The following is a 22060-nucleotide window of genomic DNA, read 5'->3' as shown; positions in this document are numbered from 1 at the left end:
ACGATGCGTATTTCTACCGCTCAATATTTCGAAACCAGTTCCGCCAAGTATTCGGATAACTACTCCAGCGTGGTCAAGGCGCAGGATCAGGCCAGCTCCGGCGTGCGCGTGCAAACCGCGGCGGATGACCCGGTGGCGGCGGCGCGGTTGTTGTTGCTGCAACAGCAGAAAGACATGTTGGGGCAGTTCAACGGCAACATCACCAGTTTGAAGAACTCGCTGACCAACGAGGAAAGCGTGCTGAGCTCGATCAATGACGCCATGCAGCGCGCCACTGAATTGGCCCTGCGTGCCGGTGGTTCGGTCAGCGATGCTGATCGGCGATCGATCGCCAGCGAGGTAGGTGCCATTGAAGACCAGGTACTGGGCCTGCTTAACAGCAAGGACTCTTCGGGCAATTACCTGTTTTCCGGCTCCAAGACCCAGACGCCGCCGTACACACGTAACAATGACGGTACCTACAGCTATCAGGGCGACGAGACCCCGCTGAGCTTGCAGGTTTCCAATACGCTGACGGTCAGCGCCGGTGATACTGGTAAAACCCTCCTGGAAGGCGCAGCCAACTCCAGCCGTACCCAGGCCGTGTGGCAAGCGCCGGTGCCGCAGACAGTGCCGCCGACGGTCAACGACAACAAAGTTGCCTTGTCGGCCGGGCTGGTGACGTCGAGCTCCGATTATTCGAATACGTTTGCTGATGGCCAGCCATACAAGCTGACGTTCACCAGCAGCACCCAATACAAAGTGGCCGATAAGAACGGCAATGACGTGACGTCGGAGATCCCAGGCAACGGCACGTTCGACGCCACCAAGGAAGGCAGCTCCAGCGTGGCATTGCGTGGGGTGAAGTTCGACATCACCTTGAGTCTGGGGGATGTCGCTCCAGGCGCCGACTCCGATGCGCTGGTCAAGGATCGGTCCTTCAGCCTTGAAGCCAAACCGGATACCTTCAGCGTCTCGCGGACGCCGAGCAATGCGTCCACCGTGCAATTGACAGGCGCCCGTGTCTCTAATCAGGCCAACTATGCCAGCACCTTCCCCACCAACAGCGGGGCGCTGATCAAGTTCACCAGTGCGACCGCCTATGAGGTGTACGCCCAGCCATACACCGCCGATAGCAAGGCAATCACCACCGGCGACACTGGCGGTGGTACCACGGTGACGGCGGCTGGAGTGACCTTTGATGTCAGCGCCGGGCCACCGCAGCCGGGTGATCAGTTTTCGGTCGGGGCCAATACCCAGAAAACCCAGAATGCGCTGGATACTCTCGGTCAATTGCGCAAAGCCCTGGAGGTGCCGGCGGACGGTAATCCTGCAGCGACGATCAAGCTCAAGGACGTTCTGAATGCGTCCATCAGCAACCTCGCCAATTCGAGTTCGCAGATCACGAACGTACGGGGCTCCATCGGTGCGCGGGAAAACGCCCTGGATATCCAGGCCAGTGAAAACGCCAGCGTGGGTATCGCCAATACCAGCACCATGAGTGACCTGGCCAACATCGACATGGGCGAAGCCGCGATCAATCTCACGCTGCAGCAAACCATGCTGCAGGCTTCGCAACTGGCCTTCGTTAAAATTTCCCAGTTGAGCTTGTTCAACAAGATGTGATTTCAGGCGGTAGATCAGCGGCTCATCCCGGAAACGGGCTGGGCCGTTGTCATTTTTGCAGCTGACGGGTTTGCAGATTTCGTACCGATGCATGGAAAATTGAGTGACCTGTGAGTCATAAAGCGCATCTTCACTGTATTGTGTAAAAAGGATAAGTCGCCCCGCCGTCGTTCTGCGCGGCGCTCAGCGAATTTTTTATGGGGGCATCCCCCTTTATTGTCAGCACTTCGGGCGCAGGCCCTGGGGTGTTCTCCAGCTATTTAGTATTGGGAAGCCACAATGATTGGCATAAAAAGCATCGCCAGTTACGTGCCGGCGGACGGTATCGATAACTACGCCCAGGGTGCCAGGTTCGCCAAGGATGAAGAGTTCATCATTGGCAAGATCGGTTCGGCATTCCTGCCGCGCAAGGAAGCCACGCAGGAAACTTCCGATCTGTGTGTCGAGGCGGTCAACGCGTTGTTTGCCAACAACCCGGACTTGAAGCGCGAGTCCATCGATGCTGTGATTGTCGTCACCCAGAACGGCGATGAAGAAGGGCTGCCCCACACCGCCGCCATCGTCCAGGACAAACTGGGCCTGCCAACCCACGTGGCCGCCTTCGATATTTCCCTGGGCTGCTCCGGTTACGTGTACGGCATCTACGCGATGAAGGGCTTCATGGAAGCCACCGGCCTGAAAAACGGCCTGCTGATCACCGCCGACCCGTATTCGAAGATCGTCGACCCGGAAGACCGCAACACCACCATGCTGTTCGGCGACGCCGCCACCGCCACCTGGATGGGCGAAGACGCGCCGTGGTTGCTGGGCAAATCCAAGTTCGGCACCGACGGTTCGGGCGCGCCACACCTGAAGGTCAGTGATGGCGTGTTCTTCATGAACGGCCGCCAGGTGTTCAACTTCGCCTTGCTCAAGGTACCGGCGCATCTGCACGCGCTGCTCGACGAGTCGGACCTCAAGGCCGATGACATCGATGCGTTCTGTATTCACCAGGGCAGTGCGGCGATTGTCGACGCCGTGGCGCGGCGTTTCGAAGATGCGCCGGTGGACAAGTTCATCAAGGACATGGTCGAGACCGGCAATACCGTGTCCTCGAGCATTCCGTTGCTGCTGGAAAAGCACGTAATGGACGCCACCTGGAAGCGCGTGGCGATCAGCGGTTTTGGCGTGGGCCTGTCCTGGGGCTCGGCGATTCTGTATCGCCCATGACCCTTTAAGGGCGCATAACAAAACGCCGATGATCGAAAGATCATCGGCGTTTTTTATTTGGCGCCAGAAAAACCAATAAACCCTGGGTTTTGGGCAGTGGTAACCCCTTGAAATGCAAGGGCTGGCACAGGGCTAGTAAAAAAAATCAAAAAAACCCTCAAGCAACCGGCTAGCACGACGATAACTATTACGTAGGTTCTCAGGCCACACCCGGCGGTTGCCAGGGCCGGAAGCCGCAGTATCCATCCATCGAGGATTTCGTCATGGCTTTAACAGTAAACACCAACATTGCTTCGATCACTACTCAGGGCAACCTGAACAAAGCCGGCGGCGCCCTGGCCACTTCCATGCAGCGCCTGTCTTCCGGCCTGCGTATCAACAGCGCTAAAGACGGCGCAGCTGACCTGGGTATCGCTACCCGTATGACCAGCCAGATCAACGGCCTGGGTCAAGCAATCAAGAACGCCAACGATGGTATCTCCATCGCGCAGACCGCTGAAGGCGCAATGCAGGCTTCGACCGACATTCTGCAAAAAATGCGTACCCTGGCTCTGTCTTCGGCGACTGGCTCCCTGAGCAACGACGACCGTAAGTCGAACAACGACGAATACCAGGCTCTGACTTCGGAACTGACCCGTATCGCACAAACCACTACCTTCGGTGGCCAGAAGCTGCTGGACGGTTCGTACGGTACCAAGTCCATCCAGGTTGGCGCCAACGCTAACGAAACCATCGGCCTGAGCCTGGAGAACGTTGCAGCCAACAACATTGGTTCGCAGCAGATCAACAGCCTGGGTATCGCCCCAAGCACCACAGGTGTCGCTGGCGGCGCAATCGCTGTTACCGGTAATGGCCAGACTTCCAGCATCACTGTGGGTGCTGGCGCAGCGGCTAAAACCATTGCCGCTCAACTGAACGGCGCCGTCGGTGGCCTGAGCGCTACCGCCAGCACCGAAGCTCAGTTCGTAGTAGGCGCTGGCGCTGCGGCTGCTCCAGCTTCGTTCACCATGACCGTTGGCGGCCAAGCCACCACGTTCGTTGGCGTAAAAGATACCGCCAGTCTGGCTGATCAACTGAAGTCGAACTCCGCCAAACTGGGTATCAGCGTTAACTACGATGAAGCCAAACAGACCCTGTCGGTTAAATCCGATACCGGTGAAAACCTGTCGTTCAGCGCTTCGACCGCTGCGGGCACCATCACCGTCGCCACCAAAGATGGCGCCGGCGCTTTCGGCACAGGCGTCGCCCTGGCTGACGGCCTGATCGCCACCGGTGCGGTGAACATGAACTCCTCCAAGGGCTACTCCCTGGAAGGCGCTGGTGTAACCGGCGTGTTCGGTGCCGCCACCTCGGCTGCTTCGGCCAAGACCTCCGTATCGCAGACCGACGTGACCGATGCCACCAAGGCACAGAACGCTGTTTCCGTGATCGACCAGGCCATCGCTACCATCTCCAGCTCCCGTTCGGGCCTGGGCGCTGTGCAGAACCGTCTGACCAGCACTGTAGACAACCTGTCCAACATTCAGAAAAACAGCACGGCTGCCCGTAGTACGCTCCAGGACGTCGACTTCGCTTCCGAAGCCGCTGAACTGACCAAGCAACAAACCCTGCAATCGGCTTCCACCGCGATCCTGTCGCAGGCCAACCAGCTGCCATCGGCTGTACTGAAGCTGCTTCAGTAATCACAGCGCTTGGTATCTGACGGAAGGGCGCGTTTACGTGCCCTTTCGTCTTTTCCGATCAGAGGAGATTGGGCATGGACATGAACGTGAATTTGAACTCGTCTTATCCGCCGCTCGCGCCTCAAAGCGCCTTGGCACCTGTGGTTACAGATAAAGACAAAAGCAAGGTTGAGCCGGCCGCGCCAACCACGGATACAGCCCGTCCGGGCGATCTGGAAAAAGCGGTCACTGATATCAAAGAATTCGTACAAGCGGCCCAGCGCAATCTGGATTTTACTATTGATGATTCCACTCACAGGGTTGTGGTCAAGGTCATTGCCACCGACACCGGTGAGGTGATTCGCCAGATCCCTTCGGAAACAGCCCTGAAGCTGGCGCAAAGTTTGTCCAGTGCCAGTCACGTGCTGTTTGACGACAAGGCGTGAGCTGGCATGAAACTTGTTGCTGTCGCCGTTGAAGCGATATTCGTCAAGATAACGGCAGCCACCGACTAGGAGAAAGATGATGGCGGGTACAACGATTACTGGCGTGGGGTCGGGCTTCGACACCCAGGCAATTGTGAAGTCCCTGGTGGATGCCGAACGAGCGCCGAAACAAGCGCAGATCAACCTGCAGTCGCAGAAGGCAACGACCCAGCTTTCGTCGATCGGCAAGATCCAGGCAGCCCTGGACGCCTTCCGTGGTGCGCTGGCCAGCATGGGCACCGATAGCAGCTTCACTGGCTTGACCGGTACGTCTTCGGACGAAAAAGTGGCCACCATGACCGCCAACCAGACCGCGGCCAATGGCAGCTTTGCGTTGATCGTCAACCAGCTGGCACTGCCTTCGAAGTTGTCGACCGCCACTTATGCCGGGGGCGCATCCACTGTCGTCAACAGCACTGACAAGGCAACCACGTTGACCATCACCCAGTCGGGCAAGAACTTCGACCTGAAAGTGCCGGCCGGAGCCACCTTGCAACAGGTGCGCGACTCGATCAACTCGACATTCGGCACCTCGGGCCTGAGTGCCAACGTCCTCACCGACTCCACGGGTTCGCGTCTGATCCTGACGTCCACCAAAGGTGGGGTAGGTTCGGACCTGACCATGTCGGGCAATTCCGGGATTGATACCGGCTACAAAGTGGTCGATGTGCCTCAGAACGCCAAGTACACGATTGACGGCATTGCGGCGGAATCCACCACCAACAGCATTTCCGATGCGGTGAGTGGCGTAAGCATCAAGTTGCTGGCGCTGTCGCCAACGGTCACGGCCAACGATAAAACTCCAAACCCGGACCGTACCGCCCTGACCATCTCGGTCAGCACCAGTACCACTGCGCTCAAATCCGGGGTCAAGGGCTTTGTCGACACCTACAACGCGTTGCTCAAGGCGATGAACGCCGAGACCAAGGTGACCAAGGATGCCGCAGGCAACTCCATTGCTGCGACGCTGACCGGCGATGCGACCATGCGCACGCTGCAGTCGGCGATTCGCAATGAGTTCAACGCGCTGTCCGGCAACGGCACATTGAAGTCGCTGGCGCAATTTGGCGTGACCAGCGACCAGGATACCGGTGCGCTGAGCATCGATGCCAAGCGCTGGGACAAGGCGGTCTTGACCAATGCTGCCGACCTCACCAGCATTTTCAGCGGTAAAACCGGTCTGCTGGCACGTATGACGGCGGCCACCGAGGTTTATGCCAAGCCCTCGACTGGAATCCTGGCCACGCGCACCGCGTCGTTATCCGAGAGCTTGAAGGACCTGATCAAGGACCAGACCAGCCTGGATGAGCGTATTACGACGATGCAGGACTCCCTCACCCGCAAATACACCGCGATGGACACCCTGGTCGCGCAGCTGCGTCAGCAGAGCAGCAGTATTCTCGGCACGCTCAATGCGATCAGTAATTCGAAAAACAGCGACAACTGATTGAGCGGTCGAAAAAAAAGCCCAGGTCCCTTGACCTGGGCTTTGTTCTTCATGCGGTCATCAGGCTAAAGTTTTCCGCAACCGAGTCGACATAATTGTTATTGAAACCCTTCTCGCTGTTGCTTTCCACGAGGTAGAAACATGAATCCCATGAGAGCCCTTCGCCAATACCAGAAGGTCAATTCCCACGCCCAGATCTCCGAAGCCAGCCCGCATCGCCTGGTGCAACTGCTGATGGAAGGCGGCCTGGACCGGATGGCGCAAGCCAAGGGTGCTCTGGCGCGTGGTGATATTGCGCAGAAGGGCCTGATGGTGGGCAGGGCCACGGATATTATTATCGGTCTGCGTGATGGCCTGAATGCGGAAAAAAGTGACAACAAGGAATACGTTCAGCGCCTGGAAAGTCTATATGTGTACATGATCAACCGCTTGATGGAAGCCAATCTGCACAACGATGCCGACATGATCGACGAAGTCGCGCGTCTGCTGATTACCGTGAAAGAAGGCTGGGATGCCATCGCCGCGCCCCAGGGCGCCGCACAATAAGGCCATTGCGCCTTGAGGAAATCGTCATGAGCCACGCACTGCAACGCATTGATGAAACCCGTGAAGCCCTGGTCGACGCACTGGCTGCGCGCAACTGGGACGCCATTGGCGAGCTGGACCTGGGTTGTCGCAACGTGATCGATAACGTGCTCAGCGAAGCGCCGGTGGACGAGGATGCGTTGCGAGAAAAGCTGGAGGCGCTGTTGGCGGTGTACCAGCAGTTGCTCGAGGTGACGACCGGCGAGCGCCAGGCGATATTCGAAGAGATGTCACAGATCAACCAAGCGAAAAGTGCGTCAAAGGTTTACCATCTGTTCGGCTGATAGGGGCGCGGTTGGTCCGAACGGCGCGTCATATATTTGACTGTGCCAGCATTTTTGACTTAACTAGTGCTGTTTTCAGATTTCAGACGTCTAGTAGAAGATAAGTCTTACAGACGTCTTGATTGCCTTCATTCCGGGGCAGGAAGTTTTACTAGGGAAGTTGCTATTGCATGTGGCGTGAAACCAAAATTCTGCTGATCGATGACGATAGCGTCCGCCGCCGCGATTTAGCGGTGATTTTAAATTTTCTCGGTGAAGAAAATTTGCCCTGCGGTAGCCATGATTGGCAGCAGGCGGTCAGCTCGTTGGCGTCGAGCCGTGAAGTCATTTGTGTGCTGATCGGGACGGTAAACGCTCCTGGCGCTGTTTTGGGCTTGTTAAAGACACTGTCAACCTGGGATGAGTTCCTTCCCGTGTTGCTGATGGGCGATATTTCTTCCGTGGACCTGCCGGAAGACCAGCGCCGCCGGGTACTTTCCACCCTGGAAATGCCCCCCAGCTACAGCAAGCTGCTCGACTCCCTGCACCGCGCCCAGGTCTATCGCGAGATGTACGACCAGGCCCGCGAGCGCGGCCGTCACCGTGAACCCAACCTGTTCCGCAGCCTCGTCGGCACCAGCCGGGCGATCCAGCACGTGCGCCAGATGATGCAGCAAGTGGCCGACACCGACGCCAGCGTGCTGATTTTGGGCGAGTCGGGCACCGGCAAGGAAGTGGTCGCGCGCAACCTGCATTACCATTCCAAGCGTCGCGACGGGCCGTTCGTGCCGGTCAACTGCGGGGCGATCCCGGCAGAGCTGCTGGAAAGCGAATTGTTCGGCCACGAGAAGGGCGCCTTTACCGGCGCGATCACCAGCCGTGCCGGGCGCTTCGAACTGGCCAATGGCGGCACGCTGTTTCTCGACGAAATCGGCGATATGCCGTTGCCAATGCAGGTCAAGCTGCTGCGCGTGTTGCAGGAGCGCACCTTCGAGCGCGTGGGCAGCAACAAGACCCAGAGCGTGGATGTGCGCATCATTGCCGCGACCCACAAGAACCTCGAAAGCATGATCGAGGTCGGCAGCTTCCGCGAAGACTTGTATTACCGCCTCAACGTATTCCCAATCGAGATGGCGCCGCTGCGTGAGCGTGTGGAAGACATCCCGTTGTTGATGAACGAATTGATCTCGCGCATGGAGCACGAAAAACGCGGCTCCATCCGTTTCAACTCCGCCGCAATCATGTCGCTGTGCCGCCACGGCTGGCCGGGCAACGTCCGCGAGCTGGCCAACCTGGTGGAACGCATGGCGATCATGCACCCCTACGGTGTGATCGGCGTGGTCGAGTTGCCGAAGAAATTTCGCTACGTCGACGATGAAGACGAGCAACTGGTCGACAGCCTGCGCAGCGACATGGAAGAACGCGTGGCTATCAACGGCCACGCGCCGGACTTCGGCGCCACGGCCATGCTGCCGCCGGAAGGCCTTGATCTGAAGGACTACCTCGGCAACCTGGAACAAGGCCTGATCCAGCAGGCCCTGGACGACGCCAACGGCATCGTTGCGCGTGCCGCCGAGCGCCTGCGTATCCGTCGCACCACCCTGGTGGAAAAGATGCGCAAGTACGGTATGAGCCGCAAAGAGGGCGATGAACAGGCGGATGATTGACGCCTGTTTTTCAATCGGTTGATTTTTAAGTAGTTTTTTTTCGGCACGGGTATTGCTACAGCCCTCGCAACGTTCCGTTTAACTGACGGTCAGCCAAGCGAGAGAGCATGATGCCCCACGCCGCCCAACTATCTCCGGCCCCTGCCATCCAGGGGCTGGTTTCGCCTGTAGAGCCGCCGACCCGCCAGGGTCTTGAACAGGCGTTCTCGCAGTTCAACCAGATGTCGAGCCAACTGACCGATTCCTACAGTCTGCTTGAAGCCCGAGTGTCCGAGCTTAAAGGCGAACTCGCGGTGGTCAGCGCCCAGCGCATGCAGGAACTGGCCGAAAAAGAGCGTCTGGCCAACCGCCTGCAGAATCTGCTTTCGCTGTTGCCAGGTGGCGTGATCGTCATTGATGACCAGGGCCGTGTGCGCGAAGCCAACCCGGCGGCCTGCGACTTGCTCGGCCTGCCGCTGGAAGGCGAGCTGTGGCGCCACGTCATCACCCGCTGCTTCGCGCCGCGTGAGGATGACGGCCACGAAGTGTCCCTTAAAGACGGGCGCCGCCTGTCCATCGCCACCCGCTCCCTGGATGCTGAACCGGGCCAGTTGGTGCTGCTCAACGATTTGACAGAAACCCGTCATCTGCAAGACCAACTGGCGCGGCATGAGCGGTTGTCGTCGTTGGGGCGGATGGTCGCGTCCCTCGCGCATCAGATCCGCACGCCGCTGTCGGCGGCGTTGATCTACGCCAGTCATTTGACTGATGAGCAGTTGCCGGCGGCCACCCACCAGCGCTTTGCCGGGCGTCTCAAGGAGCGCCTGCACGAGCTGGAACATCAGGTGCGCGACATGCTGGTGTTTGCCCGTGGCGAATTGCCGTTGACCGACCGCCTCACTCCGGCCGGTTTGATGCAGGCCCTGCAAGCGGCGGCGGCCACGCATATCCAGGGCGCCAGCCTGCGCTGGCAGTGCGACAGCCACCACGGCGAGTTGCTGTGCAACCGTGACACCCTGGTCGGCGCGCTGCTCAACCTGATCGAAAACGCCACCCAGGCCAGCGGCCCCGGTGCACGCCTCAAGGTGCACCTGTATCGCCGCGAGCAAACCCTGCGCCTGTGCATCAGCGACAGCGGCAGCGGTATCGCGCCGGCCGTGCTGCAGCGCCTGGGCGAACCTTTTTTCACCACCAAGACCAACGGCACCGGCCTGGGCCTGACCGTGGTCAAGGCAGTGGCCCGTGCGCATCAGGGAGAATTGCAGTTGCGCTCCCGGTTGGGGCGCGGCACCTGTGCATTGATGACCTTGCCGCTGTTTTCCAGCGCGGCGAGCGCGGAGTAAAAGGATCATGGCTATCAAGGTTTTATTGGTTGAAGACGATCGCGCCCTGCGTGAAGCATTGGCTGACACGCTGCTGTTGGCGGGCCATGACTACCGCGCGGTCGGCTCTGCCGAGGAGGCCTTGGAGGCGGTGCAGCAGGAGGCGTTCAGCCTGGTGGTCAGCGACGTGAACATGCCCGGCATGGACGGCCATCAGCTGCTCGGCCTGCTGCGCGCGCGCCAGCCGCAATTGCCGGTGCTGCTGATGACCGCCCATGGCGCCGTGGAGCGGGCCGTGGACGCCATGCGCCAGGGGGCGGCGGATTATCTGGTCAAGCCGTTCGAGCCCAAGGCGTTGATCGAACTGGTCGCCCGGCATGCCCTGGGCGTCATCTCGGCGGTGGCGGGTGAGGGCCCGATTGCCTTCGAACCGGCCAGCGCACAACTGCTGGAACTGGCGGCCCGTGTGGCGCGCAGCGATTCCACGGTGTTGATTTCCGGCGAGTCCGGCACCGGCAAGGAAGTGCTGGCGCGCTATATCCACCAGCAATCCAGCCGCGCCCAGCAGCCGTTTATCGCGATCAACTGCGCGGCGATCCCGGACAACATGCTCGAAGCCACCCTGTTTGGCCATGAGAAGGGCTCGTTCACCGGGGCTATCGCGGCCCAGGCCGGCAAGTTCGAGCAGGCCGACGGCGGCACTATTCTGCTCGACGAAATTTCGGAAATGCCCCTGGGCCTGCAAGCCAAGTTGTTGCGCGTGTTGCAGGAGCGCGAAGTAGAGCGGGTGGGCGCACGCAAGCCGATCCAGCTGGACATCCGCGTGGTCGCTACCACCAACCGCGACCTCGCGGGTGAAGTGGCGGCGGGGCGCTTTCGCGAAGACTTGTTCTATCGCCTGTCGGTGTTCCCGCTGGCCTGGCGCCCGTTGCGCGAACGCCCAGCCGATATCATTCCCCTGGCCGAGCGCCTGCTGAACAACCACGTCAAAAAAATGAAACACGCCCAGGCGCGGCTGTCGGCCGAGGCCCAGGCCTGCCTGGTCGCTTACCCCTGGCCGGGTAATGTGCGCGAGCTGGACAATGCGATCCAGCGCGCGCTGATCCTGCAGCAGGGCGGCTTGATCCAGCCCCAGGATTTCTGCCTGGCCATGGGCAGTGGCGTGGCGCCGTTGCCGAGCCTGGCGCCGGTACCGGTGCTTGCCGAAGCCGAATCGGCCGGCGCCCTGGGCGATGACCTGCGCCGCCGCGAATTCCAGATGATCATCGACACCCTGCGCGCCGAGCGCGGCCGCCGCAAAGAAGCGGCCGAGCGCCTCGGCATCAGCCCGCGCACCTTGCGCTACAAGCTGGCGCAGATGCGCGACGCGGGCATGGATGTGGAAGCGTATCTTTTCGCCACCTGAGCAAAGCCCAGGCTGACAAGCTTTGTCGGCTTTTCTTACGAGTCGCAACGAAGCTGGCACCCTTGTTGCACCTCCCCTGGTAACCGCTGCGTAGTGTCAAAAAATTGCGGGTCGTCGGAGAGAGAAGGTCATGAGCCAGGGTATTGAGTTCAATCGGTTGATGTTGGATATGCGCTCCATGCAAATGGATGCCATGGCTCAACCGAAATCTGTCGCGCCAGCGCCGGAATTGGGCCAAAGCAGTTTTGCCGACATGCTCGGTCAGGCAATCAATAAAGTCAGTGATACCCAGCAGGCGTCCAGCCAGTTGGCGACCGCGTTCGAGATCGGTAAAAGCGGCGTGGACCTCACCGATGTGATGGTCGCCTCGCAAAAGGCCAGTGTTTCCTTCCAGGCCTTGACCCAAGTGCGTAACAAGCTGGTTCAGGCTTACCAAGACATCATGCAGATGCCGGTTTAAGGGCGAGATTTAAGTCATGGCAGAAGCAGTCGTGGACAACGTACCCGCCAAGACAGACGGCAAGCCGCCGCTGTTTGGCCTGTCGTTCCTGGAAAACCTCTCGGAAATGACCATGTTGCGTCAGGTGGGCCTGATGGTCGGCCTGGCTGCCAGCGTGGCGATTGGTTTTGCCGTGGTGTTGTGGTCGCAGCAGCCTGATTACCGGCCGCTGTACGGCAGCCTGGCGGGCATGGATTCCAAGCAGATCATGGAAACCCTTGCCGCCGCCGACATCGCCTACACCGTGGAGCCCAACTCCGGTGCCTTGCTGGTCAAGGCCGACGATGTGGCGCGTGCGCGGATGAAACTGGCGGCCGCCGGCGTTACGCCGTCCGACAGCAATATCGGCTTTGAAATCCTCGACAAGGACCAGGGCCTGGGCACCAGCCAGTTCATGGAAGCCACCCGCTACCGTCGCGGCCTGGAAGGCGAACTGGCGCGGACCATTTCCAGCCTGAATAACGTCAAGGGTGCCCGCGTGCACCTGGCCATCCCGAAAAGCTCGGTGTTCGTGCGTGACGAACGCAAGCCGAGTGCCTCGGTATTGGTCGAACTGTTTTCCGGCCGCTCCCTGGAGCCTGGCCAGGTATTGGCGATCATCAACTTGGTGGCCACCAGCGTGCCGGAGTTGAGCAAGTCGCAGATCACCGTGGTCGACCAGAAGGGCAACCTGCTGTCCGACATGGCCGAAAATTCCGCGCTGACCCAGGCCGGCAAGCAGTTCGACTACAGCCGTCGCATGGAAAGCATGCTCACCCAGCGCGTGCATAACATCCTGCAGCCGGTGCTGGGCAACGACCGCTACAAGGCTGAAGTGTCCGCCGACGTGGACTTCAGCGCCGTCGAATCGACGTCCGAGCAATTCAATCCGGACCAGCCCGCCCTGCGCAGCGAGCAGTCCACCAGTGAACAACGCACCGCCAGCAACGGCCCGCAAGGCGTACCGGGGGCCCTGAGCAACCAGCCACCGGCACCGGCTTCCGCCCCGCAAACCACCGGTGGCGCCGCTGCCACCGCTGGCGCGATTGCAGCCGGCCAACCGCTGCTGGACGCCAACGGCCAGCAGATCATGGACCCGGCCACCGGCCAGCCGATGCTCGCGCCGTACCCGGCGGACAAGCGTAACCAGTCCACCAAGAACTTTGAGCTCGACCGTTCCATCAGCCACACCAAGCAGCAGCAGGGCAAGATCAATCGCCTGTCGGTGTCGGTGGTGGTCGATGACCAGGTCAAGGTCAACGCCGCTGACGGCGCTGTTACCCGTGCGCCATGGAGCGCCGACGAATTGGCGCGCTTTACTCGCCTGGTGCAGGACGCCGTCGGCTTCGACGCCAGCCGTGGCGACAGCGTCAGCGTAATCAACATGCCATTCTCCGCCGAGCGCGGCGAAGTGATCACCGACCCGGCGTTCTACACCCAGCCGTGGTTCTGGGACATCGTCAAGCAAGTGCTGGGAGTGTTGTTCATCCTGGTGCTGGTATTTGGTGTGCTGCGGCCGGTGCTCAACAACATCACCGGGCATGGCAAGAAACAACTGGCATTGGCCGGTGGCGACGTCGAGTTGGGCGGCATGGGTGGCCTGGACGGCGAGTTGGCCAACGACCGCGTCAGCCTGGGCGGCCCGCAAAGCATCCTGTTGCCAAGCCCGAGCGAAGGCTATGACGCTCAGTTGAACGCAATCAAGAGTCTGGTGGCAGAAGACCCGGGCCGTGTGGCCCAGGTCGTGAAAGAGTGGATTAACGCTGATGAATGATCGAGTCGCTGTTGCCAAGCTCTCCCGGGTCGACAAAGCCGCCGTGCTGCTGCTGTCGCTGGGCGAAACCGACGCCGCCCAAGTGCTGCGCCACATGGGCCCCAAAGAGGTCCAGCGCGTCGGCGTGGCCATGGCGCAGATGCGTAATGTGCACCGTGAGCAAGTCGAACAGGTGATGAGCGAGTTCGTCGAGATCGTCGGCGACCAGACCAGCCTGGGCGTCGGCTCCGACAGCTATATCCGCAAAATGCTCACCTCGGCCCTGGGCGAAGACAAGGCCAACGGCCTGATCGACCGCATCCTGCTGGGCGGCAACACCAGTGGCCTCGACAGCCTGAAGTGGATGGAGCCGCGCGCGGTCGCCGACGTGATTCGCTACGAACACCCGCAGATCCAGGCCATCGTCGTGGCCTATCTGGACCCGGACCAGGCCGGCGAAGTGCTCGGCCACTTCGACCATAAAGTACGCCTGGACATCATCCTGCGCGTGTCGTCGCTGAACACCGTGCAGCCGGCGGCGCTGAAAGAACTCAACACGATTCTCGAGAAGCAGTTCTCGGGCAACTCGAACGCCTCGCGCACCACCCTGGGCGGGATCAAGCGTGCAGCCGACATCATGAACTTCCTCGACAGCTCGGTCGAAGGCCAGTTGATGGACTCGATCCGCGAGATCGACGACACCCTGTCCGGCCAGATCGAAGACCTGATGTTCGTGTTCAACAACCTCGCCGATGTCGACGACCGTGGCATCCAGGCGTTGCTGCGCGAAGTGTCGTCCGACGTGCTGGTGCTGGCCCTCAAGGGCTCGGACGAGGGCGTCAAGGAAAAGATCTTCAAGAACATGTCCAAGCGCGCCTCCGAACTGTTGCGCGACGACCTGGAAGCCAAGGGCCCGGTGCGCGTCAGCGACGTGGAAACCGCGCAGAAAGAAATCCTCACCATTGCCCGCCGTATGGCCGAAGCCGGAGAAATCGTTCTCGGCGGGAAGGGCGGCGAAGAAATGATTTAAGGCGCCCCGCATGTCGAACAAAGATGAGACGCCCAGCGACCTGATTCGCGCGCGGGATGTCGGCGGGTTCGACATCTGGTCGTTGCCCAGCTTCGATCCCCACGTGCCGGAGCCTGAGCCGGAACCAGTGGAGGAACCACCGGCACAGATGGAAGAAGTGCCGCTGGAAGAAGTCCAGCCGCTGACCCTTGAAGAGTTGGAAGCCATCCGCCAGGAGGCTTACAACGAAGGCTTCGCGGCCGGTGAAAAAGACGGCTTTCGCAGCACCACCCTGAAAGTTCGCCAAGAAGCCGAAGAAGCCCTCAGTGGCCAATTGGCCAGCCTGGAGCGCTTGATGGGCAACCTGTTCGACCCCATCGCCGAACAGGACTCGCAGCTGGAAAAATCCATGGTCGGCCTGGTGCAGCACATCGCGCGCCAAGTGATCCAGCGTGAACTGGTGCTGGATTCCAGCCAGATCGAAGGCGTGATGCGCGAAGCCCTCAAGCTGCTGCCCCTGGGTGTCGGCAATGTGCGGCTGTATATCAACCCGCAGGATTTCGAGCAGGTCAAAGCCTTGCGCGAGCGCCATGAAGAAACCTGGCGCATCGTCGAGGACGCGGCCTTGCAGCCTGGCGGCTGCCGCGTCGAGACCGAGCACAGCCGCATCGATGCCACGGTGGAAACCCGCATCAGCCAGATCATGACCAAATTGCTCGACCAGTTGCATGAGCAGGTGCTGCACCCGGCCGAGCCTGACCTGAGCGTTGACCTGGACGCCACCGATGCGCCTTGACCGCACCAGCTTCGCCAAGCGCCTGGGCAGCTACGCCGAGGCCACCGAGTTGCCCGGCCAGCCTATCCTTGAAGGGCGTCTGTTGCGCATGGTCGGCCTGACCCTTGAAGCCGAGGGCTTGCGTGCCGCCATGGGCAGCCGCTGCATGGTGATCAACGACGACAGCTACCACCCGGTGCAGGTCGAAGCCGAAGTGATGGGTTTTTCCGGCAATAAGATTTTCCTGATGCCGGTGGGCAGCCTCGCCGGTATCGCCCCCGGCGCCCGCGTAGTGCCCCTGGCCGACACCGGACGCCTGCCGATGGGCATGAGCATGCTCGGCCGCGTACTCGACGGCGCCGGTCGCGCGCTGGATGGCAAGGGCGGCATGAAGGCCGAGGACTGGGTGCCGATGGATGGCCCCACCATCAACCCGCTCAACCGTAACCCCATCAGCGTGCCGCTGGACGTGGGCATACGCAGCATCAACGGTTTATTGACGGTCGGTCGCGGCCAGCGCCTGGGCCTGTTCGCCGGTACCGGTGTGGGTAAATCGGTGTTGCTGGGCATGATGACGCGCTTTACCGAGGCCGACATCATCGTGGTCGGGCTGATCGGCGAGCGTGGCCGTGAGGTCAAGGAATTCATCGAACACAGCCTCGGTGAAGAAGGCCTCAAGCGTTCGGTGGTCGTCGCCTCGCCGGCGGATGACGCGCCGCTGATGCGCTTGCGTGCGGCGATGTACTGCACGCGCATCGCCGAATATTTTCGCGACAAGGGCAAGAATGTCCTGTTGCTGATGGACTCGCTCACCCGTTTCGCCCAGGCCCAGCGCGAGATCGCCCTGGCCATCGGCGAGCCGCCAGCGACCAAGGGCTATCCGCCGTCAGTGTTCGCCAAGCTGCCCAAGCTGGTGGAGCGGGCCGGTAATGCCGAGGCCGGCGGGGGCTCGATCACTGCGTTCTACACCGTGTTGTCCGAAGGCGATGACCAACAGGACCCGATTGCCGACTCGGCGCGGGGCGTGCTTGACGGGCACATCGTGCTGTCGCGGCGCCTGGCCGAAGAAGGGCACTACCCGGCCATCGATATCGAGGCGTCCATCAGCCGGGTGATGCCGGCGGTGGTCACGCCGGAGCACATGGCCCGCGCGCAATACTTCAAGCAGCTGTGGTCGCGTTATCAGCAGAGCCGCGACCTGATCAGCGTTGGCGCCTACGTGGCCGGCGGCGATCGCGAGACCGACCTGGCCATTGCGCTGCAACCGCAATTGGTGACCTACCTGCGCCAGGGGCTGAACGACAAGATCAGCATGGGCGAAAGCGAAGCACATCTGCAGTCCATCTTCGCCCCCGCGCCAGGCGGCTAAGCCATGGCCAACAGCCGCGCCGCGCGCCTGGCCCCGGTGGTGGAAATGGCCGAAAAGGCCGAAAAAACCGCTGTGCAACGCCTGGGCTATTTCCAGGGCCAGGTGCGCCTGGCGGAAAGCAAGCTGGGCGACCTCGAGCGCTTTCGCCTCGAGTATCAGCAACAGTGGATCGAGCGCGGCAGCAAGGGCGTGTCGGGCCAATGGCTGATGGGGTACCAGGGCTTTCTCAACCAACTGGAAACCGCCGTCGGCCAACAGCGCCAGAGCCTGGCCTGGCACCAGAACAACCTCGACAAGGCGCGCGAAAGCTGGCAAGCGGCGTTCGCCCGCGTCGAAGGTTTGCGCAAGTTGGTGCAGCGCTATCTCGACGAAGCGCGGGCCCTTGAGGATAAGCGTGAGCAGAAGCTGCTCGACGAGCTGTCCCAGCGCCTTCCTCGCCAGGAACAGTTCTAACCAGGGAAACAGGGCACATTTGAAATGCTGTGTTGCTCACATCCAGTTCAGCTGCTACACCTTGTGTCTAGTGCCAATGACAAGGAAGCAGTCACATGTCGATCGAGCCAGATGTATCCCTGGATGGGAAGAAGTTGACGATCACGATCAAGGGCCGATTCGATTTCGGCAGCCACCAGGCATTTCGTGATGCCTACGAGCCTTACCGTAAAGGGCTTGAGTCGTACGTCGTGGACCTAAAAGAAACCACATATATGGACAGCTCGGCCCTGGGCATGCTTCTGCTGCTGCGGGACCATGCCGGTGGCGATAACTCAGACGTGCGCGTGATCAACAGCAACATGGACGTGCGCAAAATCCTCGCCATTTCCAATTTCTACAAGCTTTTCGATATCTCGTGAGAGTCCTGGCGCCCTTATCCGAGCCGCTGACCATCCTGATTGCCGAAGACAGTGCCGCCGACTTGCTGTTGTTGTCGACCATCGTGCGGCGTCAGGGTCACCATGTGCTCACCGCGACCAATGGCGAGCAAGCCGTTGAAGTGTTTGCGCGCGAGCGCCCGCAGTTGGTGTTGATGGACGCGATGATGCCGGTGATGGATGGTTTTCTCGCGGCGCGCTGGATCAAGCAATTGGCGGGCGAGCAGTTGGTCCCCATCATCTTCCTGACCTCGCTGCGCGAAAGCGCCGCACTGGCCGAGTGTCTGGACGCCGGCGGCGACGATTTCCTGCCCAAGCCCTATAACCAGTTGATTCTGGCCGCCAAGATCAACGCCATGGACCGCCTGCGGCGGCTACAAGCCACGGTGCTGCAGCAGCGTGACCAGATCGCCCGTCACAACGATTACTTGTTACATGAGCAGCGCACCGCCAAGGCCGTGTTCGACAAGGTCGCGCATTCGGGTTGCATCAACGCGGCGCCGAATATCCGCTACCTGCAATCGCCCTATGCACTGTTCAACGGGGACCTGTTGCTGGCGGCCTATACGCCGTCCGGCGACATGCACGTGTTGCTCGGCGATTTCACCGGCCACGGCCTGCCGGCGGCCATCGGTGCCATGCCCCTGGCCGAAGTGTTCTATGGCATGACCGCCAAGGGCTATGGGCTGACGCAGACCCTGCGCGAGATGAACGCCAAGCTCAAGCGCATCCTGCCGGTGGACATGTTCTGCTGCGCCACACTGTTGTGCCTGAGCACCGAGCGGCGCGTGGTGGAGGTGTGGAACGGCGGCATGCCCGAGGGCTATGTGCATGAGGTCGCTACCGGCAAGCGCACGCCGTTGATGTCGCGGCATTTGCCGTTGGGCGTGCTGTCGGCCCAGGCATTCGATGACAGCACCGAAGTCTGGCCCATGGCCCTGGGCGACCGGGTGTTCCTGCTTTCCGATGGGGTGCTGGACACCGCCGACGCCAATGACCAGTTGTTCGGTGCCGAGCGTTTGCAGCAGGTGTTTGCCGCCAACCGCGAGCCCGACCGCTTGTTCGAGGATATCGAGCAGGCGCTGGCGGCCTTTCGCGGTGAGGCACGGGACGACGTCAGCATGGTTGAAATCACCTTGCTGTCCGGCCAACCGCTGCGCGTGGCGGAACCGATGTATTCCGACAGTGGCCAGTCGTGCCCGCTGAACTGGTCGGTGAGTTTTGAATTTCGTGCGCAGACCCTCAGGCGCTACAACCCATTGCCGTATCTGCTGCAATTACTGTTGGAGGTCCACGGCCTGCGTGAGCAGAGCGGTGCGCTCTACACGGTGATGGCCGAGTTGTATGCCAATGCCCTCGAACATGGGGTACTGGGGCTGGATTCGCAGCTCAAACAAGATGCCGCAGGGTTTGCGCAGTACTACCGCCTGCGCAACGAGCGGCTGGCGCAATTGAACAGCGGCCATATCCGGATACATGTGCAGGTGTCCCCGACTGCAAAAGGCGGCAAGATGACGTTGCGTGTCGAGGACAGCGGGCCTGGCTTCGATGTTGACGAGGTGCTGACGCGGCCGCTGGATGCTGACCGTCTGTCTGGCCGCGGCTTGAGCCTGGTGCGTCAACTGAGCAGCGCGGTACGCTGGTCCGATGGCGGGCGCAGTGTCTGCGTGGAGTTTTGCTGGGAGGCTCTGGCATAATCCGCCGATTCTTGATCAAGGAGCGAGCAAGTGGCTGAGATTCATCTGGACCCCGACGTGCTGTCGGGCTTGCAGGAGGTGATGGAGGACGAGTACCCACGGTTGCTGGAGACTTTCCTTCATGACTCCGAAGAGCGCGTCACCGCCTTGCGCAAGGCGCGCGATGACGCCAAGGCGCTGGGGCGCATCGCCCATAGCTTCAAGGGCAGCAGCGGCAACCTTGGGGCGGTGCGACTGGCGCAGTTGTGTCAGCGCCTGGAAGTGGAGTCCGTTGGGGCGACGGCGGACCTCGGGGCCCTGGTCGATCAGATCGATCATGAGTTTGCCTTGGTCCGGCCGCTGTATGAATCGGAGCGGCAGCGCTTCAGTCTCTGAAGCACTTCAAACCGCGATTTAGCTGCCCTGGGCGACTTGGCCCGACTCTTGCTCTATCTCTGGATACTGCATCCCCGACCCCCATGCAGTGGAGACCTTTACCTATGCCAGTCGCCCCTAATTCGCTCCTTCAGGCTGCCCCCGCGGCCAAGCCTCAAGCGCCTGCCGCCACCCCTGCGGCAGCGGCTGCGGACCCACGGGACAAGGGCCCTGGCTTCGCTCAAGTGTTCGCCAACCAAGGCGCCAAACCTGCCTTGAAAACCGCCGACGCCCCAGGCAAGTCGGCGCCGACGGCAGCCGGCGATCAATCTGCCGCCAGCACGCCGGCGGTTGCCGATAGCGGCAATCCCTTGCCTGCCAAGCCGGCCAAGGCCGACGAGGACGCCGCCGACACAGCCGCCGACCCGTCCCTGGCGCAACAGCCGCCGGCCGATCCGCCGGTCGACCCCGCGCTGATCGCCACGGTCACACCCGTTGCCGTGCCGGTGGAAACGCCAGCGCCTGTGGCGGCCGTGGAAGATGACAAGCCCCAGCCGGCCGCCGCCGCCCCCGTTGCCGTGAACGACCAGGCCAAGTCATCGGCCTTCGACCCTGAAGCCGACCCCCTGGATGCCATGCCCGCCGTACGCTTGGCGATGGAGCAGGGCGGTCATGTATCGGCCAGCAGCCAGGCGCCACAGAAAGCTGCGCCAGCCACGCCCCTGGATCAACCGACCGCCGCGCAGAATTTCGCGGCAGGCCTGGCCACCATGGTCGATCAACAAGCCACCAAGGACAGCACCGGCCAGGGCGGTGACAAAGCCTTCGGCGCGCTGATCGATGACGGCCTCAAGGACCTCAAGGACGCCAGCAGCGACACCCGCGTGGATGACTTCGCCAACCGCCTCGCCGCGCTGACCCAGGCCGCCACGCCGAAAACCGCCAACGCCTTGCCGCCGGTGACCAACGCCCCGCTGGCTATGCACCAGAGCGGCTGGACCGAAGAAGTGGTCAACCGCGTGATGTACCTCTCCAGCGCCAACCTCAAGTCGGCCGAAATCCAGCTGCAGCCGGCCGAACTGGGGCGCCTGGACATCAAGGTCAACATGACGCCCGACCAGCAGGCCCAAGTGAGCTTCATGAGCGGCCATGCAGTGGTCCGTGAAGCGCTGGAAAGCCAGTCCGGGCGCCTGCGCGAGATGTTCGCCCAGCAGGGCATGGGGCAGGTCGACGTGAACGTGTCCGACCAGTCTCGCGGGCAGGAGCAGTCGCAGCAGCAGGGCCAGGCGCGGGGCGTGAGTGGTGGCCGCAGTAGCGCTGGCGAGGTTGCCGACTCTGGCGAAGTGGCGGCCGCCGTCGCGCCGGTGGTGAGCAGTGTGATTGGCTCCAGCGCTGTCGACTACTACGCCTGACCCAAGCCGAACAGAGATCAAAATGTGGGAGGGGGCTTGCTCCCGATTGCGGTGTATCAGCAACAGATTTGTTGAGTGACACACTGCAATCGGGAGCAAGCCCCCTCCCACATTTGATTTGTGTTGCCCTGGTGCCAGACAACTCTGGCATAACACTTGCTCTTGCCTTTCCGTAGATCTATGAATCCCAGAATAGTGACGGATTATTGGCATGGCGAAGAGCGACGACGCAGCAACTCCCCCCGCAGGCAAAGGCAAGCTCAAGCTGATCCTGCTGATTGTGCTGGGCCTGCTCCTGGCCATTGGCGCCTCGGTGGGTGGCACCTGGTACATCATGCACAGCAGTGCCAGCAAGCCGGCCCCCGCTGCCGACGCCGCCACTAACGTCAAGCAACCGGCAATCTTCGAGCCGATGCTGCCGGCGTTTGTCGCCAACTACAACCAGAACGGTCGCCAACGCTACTTGCAGGTGAGCATCACCTTGCTGGCGCGCAACCAGGCGGACCTGGATGCGCTCAAGGTGCACATGCCAGTGATCCGCAACAACCTGGTGATGCTGTTCTCCGGGCAGAGCTTCGACAGCCTGGCCACTGCGGTGGGCCAGGAAATGCTGCGCCAGAAGGTCACTGCCAGCGTGCAGGAAGTGGCCCAGAAAGAGCTCGGCAAAGTCGTGGTCGAGCAGGCGCTCTTCACTAACTTCGTATTGCAGTAGG

At 61.2% G+C, this 22060-nt stretch carries 21 protein-coding genes; all 21 read left to right on the top strand.

Annotated elements, in window-relative coordinates:
• The first annotated feature begins 3 nt into the window (after positions 1-3).
• Positions 4-1605, top strand: a complete 1602-nt coding sequence (locus C4J91_RS19320; RefSeq protein ID WP_124363791.1) for a flagellar hook-associated protein 3 — start codon at positions 4-6, stop codon at positions 1603-1605.
• A gap of 279 nt (positions 1606-1884) precedes the next feature.
• Entirely contained in the window at positions 1885-2814 is a 930-nt protein-coding gene (locus tag C4J91_RS19315; protein ID WP_124363790.1) for a ketoacyl-ACP synthase III, read from the top strand.
• 263 nt (positions 2815-3077) lie between these two features.
• The gene (locus C4J91_RS19310) at positions 3078-4496 is read left to right on the top strand and encodes a flagellin (protein WP_124363789.1); all 1419 of its coding nucleotides are present in this window, start codon (positions 3078-3080) and stop codon (positions 4494-4496) included.
• A gap of 74 nt (positions 4497-4570) precedes the next feature.
• Positions 4571-4921 (top strand): flagellar protein FlaG, encoded by a 351-nt coding sequence (locus C4J91_RS19305; protein ID WP_124363788.1) that lies wholly within the window; start codon positions 4571-4573, stop codon positions 4919-4921.
• Between the two features lie 79 nt (positions 4922-5000).
• Positions 5001-6407: a flagellar filament capping protein FliD gene (fliD, locus tag C4J91_RS19300; RefSeq protein ID WP_124363787.1), complete on the top strand. Its 1407-nt coding sequence runs from the start codon at positions 5001-5003 to the stop codon at positions 6405-6407.
• Positions 6408-6548: 141 nt separating this feature from the next.
• Positions 6549-6953: a flagellar export chaperone FliS gene (fliS, locus tag C4J91_RS19295; RefSeq protein ID WP_124363786.1), complete on the top strand. Its 405-nt coding sequence runs from the start codon at positions 6549-6551 to the stop codon at positions 6951-6953.
• 26 nt (positions 6954-6979) lie between these two features.
• Positions 6980-7276: a flagellar protein FliT gene (fliT, locus tag C4J91_RS19290; RefSeq protein WP_124363785.1), complete on the top strand. Its 297-nt coding sequence runs from the start codon at positions 6980-6982 to the stop codon at positions 7274-7276.
• 170 nt (positions 7277-7446) lie between these two features.
• On the top strand, positions 7447-8922 hold the full coding sequence (locus C4J91_RS19285) for a sigma-54 dependent transcriptional regulator (RefSeq protein ID WP_124363784.1): 1476 nt from the start codon (positions 7447-7449) through the stop codon (positions 8920-8922).
• A gap of 110 nt (positions 8923-9032) precedes the next feature.
• The gene (locus tag C4J91_RS19280; protein ID WP_124365190.1) at positions 9033-10244 is read left to right on the top strand and encodes a PAS domain-containing sensor histidine kinase; all 1212 of its coding nucleotides are present in this window, start codon (positions 9033-9035) and stop codon (positions 10242-10244) included.
• Between the two features lie 7 nt (positions 10245-10251).
• A complete protein-coding gene (locus tag C4J91_RS19275) occupies positions 10252-11628 on the top strand; it encodes a sigma-54 dependent transcriptional regulator (RefSeq protein WP_124363783.1) in 1377 nt (458 codons plus the stop codon).
• 130 nt (positions 11629-11758) lie between these two features.
• Entirely contained in the window at positions 11759-12088 is a 330-nt protein-coding gene (gene fliE / locus C4J91_RS19270; RefSeq protein ID WP_017134937.1) for a flagellar hook-basal body complex protein FliE, read from the top strand.
• Positions 12089-12104: 16 nt separating this feature from the next.
• Positions 12105-13880: a flagellar basal-body MS-ring/collar protein FliF gene (gene fliF, locus C4J91_RS19265; protein WP_124363782.1), complete on the top strand. Its 1776-nt coding sequence runs from the start codon at positions 12105-12107 to the stop codon at positions 13878-13880.
• Entirely contained in the window at positions 13873-14889 is a 1017-nt protein-coding gene (gene fliG, locus C4J91_RS19260; RefSeq protein ID WP_057721344.1) for a flagellar motor switch protein FliG, read from the top strand. Before fliF ends, fliG begins: the two co-directional genes overlap by 8 nt.
• Before the next feature lie 10 nt (positions 14890-14899).
• Complete coding sequence (gene fliH, locus C4J91_RS19255) at positions 14900-15664, top strand: flagellar assembly protein FliH (protein ID WP_124363781.1); 765 nt, start codon at positions 14900-14902, stop codon at positions 15662-15664.
• Positions 15654-17012, top strand: coding sequence for a flagellar protein export ATPase FliI (gene fliI, locus C4J91_RS19250; protein ID WP_124363780.1), 1359 nt, complete (start codon positions 15654-15656; stop codon positions 17010-17012). Before fliH ends, fliI begins: the two co-directional genes overlap by 11 nt.
• Positions 17013-17015: 3 nt before the next feature.
• A complete protein-coding gene (gene fliJ, locus C4J91_RS19245) occupies positions 17016-17465 on the top strand; it encodes a flagellar export protein FliJ (protein WP_124363779.1) in 450 nt (149 codons plus the stop codon).
• A gap of 95 nt (positions 17466-17560) precedes the next feature.
• Positions 17561-17866: an STAS domain-containing protein gene (locus tag C4J91_RS19240; RefSeq protein WP_124363778.1), complete on the top strand. Its 306-nt coding sequence runs from the start codon at positions 17561-17563 to the stop codon at positions 17864-17866.
• Positions 17863-19581: a fused response regulator/phosphatase gene (locus C4J91_RS19235; RefSeq protein WP_124363777.1), complete on the top strand. Its 1719-nt coding sequence runs from the start codon at positions 17863-17865 to the stop codon at positions 19579-19581. The genes C4J91_RS19240 and C4J91_RS19235 overlap by 4 nt, the downstream gene beginning before the upstream one ends.
• Positions 19582-19611: 30 nt before the next feature.
• The gene (locus C4J91_RS19230; RefSeq protein WP_124363776.1) at positions 19612-19956 is read left to right on the top strand and encodes an Hpt domain-containing protein; all 345 of its coding nucleotides are present in this window, start codon (positions 19612-19614) and stop codon (positions 19954-19956) included.
• A 104-nt stretch (positions 19957-20060) separates the two neighbouring features.
• Entirely contained in the window at positions 20061-21347 is a 1287-nt protein-coding gene (locus C4J91_RS19225; protein WP_124363775.1) for a flagellar hook-length control protein FliK, read from the top strand.
• A 211-nt stretch (positions 21348-21558) separates the two neighbouring features.
• Positions 21559-22059 carry a flagellar basal body-associated protein FliL gene (gene fliL, locus C4J91_RS19220; RefSeq protein WP_124363774.1) on the top strand — a complete coding sequence of 167 codons (501 nt, stop codon included), beginning with the start codon at positions 21559-21561 and terminating at the stop codon, positions 22057-22059.
• Position 22060: the final 1 nt, after the last annotated feature.

Origin of the sequence: Pseudomonas sp. R3-52-08, assembly GCF_003851745.1 — a bacterium.
In the GTDB taxonomy this organism is placed as follows: Bacteria; Pseudomonadota; Gammaproteobacteria; order Pseudomonadales; family Pseudomonadaceae; genus Aquipseudomonas.
The sequence above is the reverse complement of the archived record's forward strand: the minus strand, read 5'-3'. Positions and strand labels throughout refer to the sequence as shown.

Coding starts and splice junctions, on each gene's coding strand:
- C4J91_RS19320 (WP_124363791.1), top strand. CDS start 4: ATGCGTATTTCTACCGCTCAATATTTCGAAACCAGTTCCGCCAAGTAT.
- C4J91_RS19315 (WP_124363790.1), top strand. CDS start 1,885: ATGATTGGCATAAAAAGCATCGCCAGTTACGTGCCGGCGGACGGTATC.
- C4J91_RS19310 (WP_124363789.1), top strand. CDS start 3,078: ATGGCTTTAACAGTAAACACCAACATTGCTTCGATCACTACTCAGGGC.
- C4J91_RS19305 (WP_124363788.1), top strand. CDS start 4,571: ATGGACATGAACGTGAATTTGAACTCGTCTTATCCGCCGCTCGCGCCT.
- fliD (WP_124363787.1), top strand. CDS start 5,001: ATGGCGGGTACAACGATTACTGGCGTGGGGTCGGGCTTCGACACCCAG.
- fliS (WP_124363786.1), top strand. CDS start 6,549: ATGAATCCCATGAGAGCCCTTCGCCAATACCAGAAGGTCAATTCCCAC.
- fliT (WP_124363785.1), top strand. CDS start 6,980: ATGAGCCACGCACTGCAACGCATTGATGAAACCCGTGAAGCCCTGGTC.
- C4J91_RS19285 (WP_124363784.1), top strand. CDS start 7,447: ATGTGGCGTGAAACCAAAATTCTGCTGATCGATGACGATAGCGTCCGC.
- C4J91_RS19280 (WP_124365190.1), top strand. CDS start 9,033: ATGCCCCACGCCGCCCAACTATCTCCGGCCCCTGCCATCCAGGGGCTG.
- C4J91_RS19275 (WP_124363783.1), top strand. CDS start 10,252: ATGGCTATCAAGGTTTTATTGGTTGAAGACGATCGCGCCCTGCGTGAA.
- fliE (WP_017134937.1), top strand. CDS start 11,759: ATGAGCCAGGGTATTGAGTTCAATCGGTTGATGTTGGATATGCGCTCC.
- fliF (WP_124363782.1), top strand. CDS start 12,105: ATGGCAGAAGCAGTCGTGGACAACGTACCCGCCAAGACAGACGGCAAG.
- fliG (WP_057721344.1), top strand. CDS start 13,873: ATGAATGATCGAGTCGCTGTTGCCAAGCTCTCCCGGGTCGACAAAGCC.
- fliH (WP_124363781.1), top strand. CDS start 14,900: ATGTCGAACAAAGATGAGACGCCCAGCGACCTGATTCGCGCGCGGGAT.
- fliI (WP_124363780.1), top strand. CDS start 15,654: ATGCGCCTTGACCGCACCAGCTTCGCCAAGCGCCTGGGCAGCTACGCC.
- fliJ (WP_124363779.1), top strand. CDS start 17,016: ATGGCCAACAGCCGCGCCGCGCGCCTGGCCCCGGTGGTGGAAATGGCC.
- C4J91_RS19240 (WP_124363778.1), top strand. CDS start 17,561: ATGTCGATCGAGCCAGATGTATCCCTGGATGGGAAGAAGTTGACGATC.
- C4J91_RS19225 (WP_124363775.1), top strand. CDS start 20,061: ATGCCAGTCGCCCCTAATTCGCTCCTTCAGGCTGCCCCCGCGGCCAAG.
- fliL (WP_124363774.1), top strand. CDS start 21,559: ATGGCGAAGAGCGACGACGCAGCAACTCCCCCCGCAGGCAAAGGCAAG.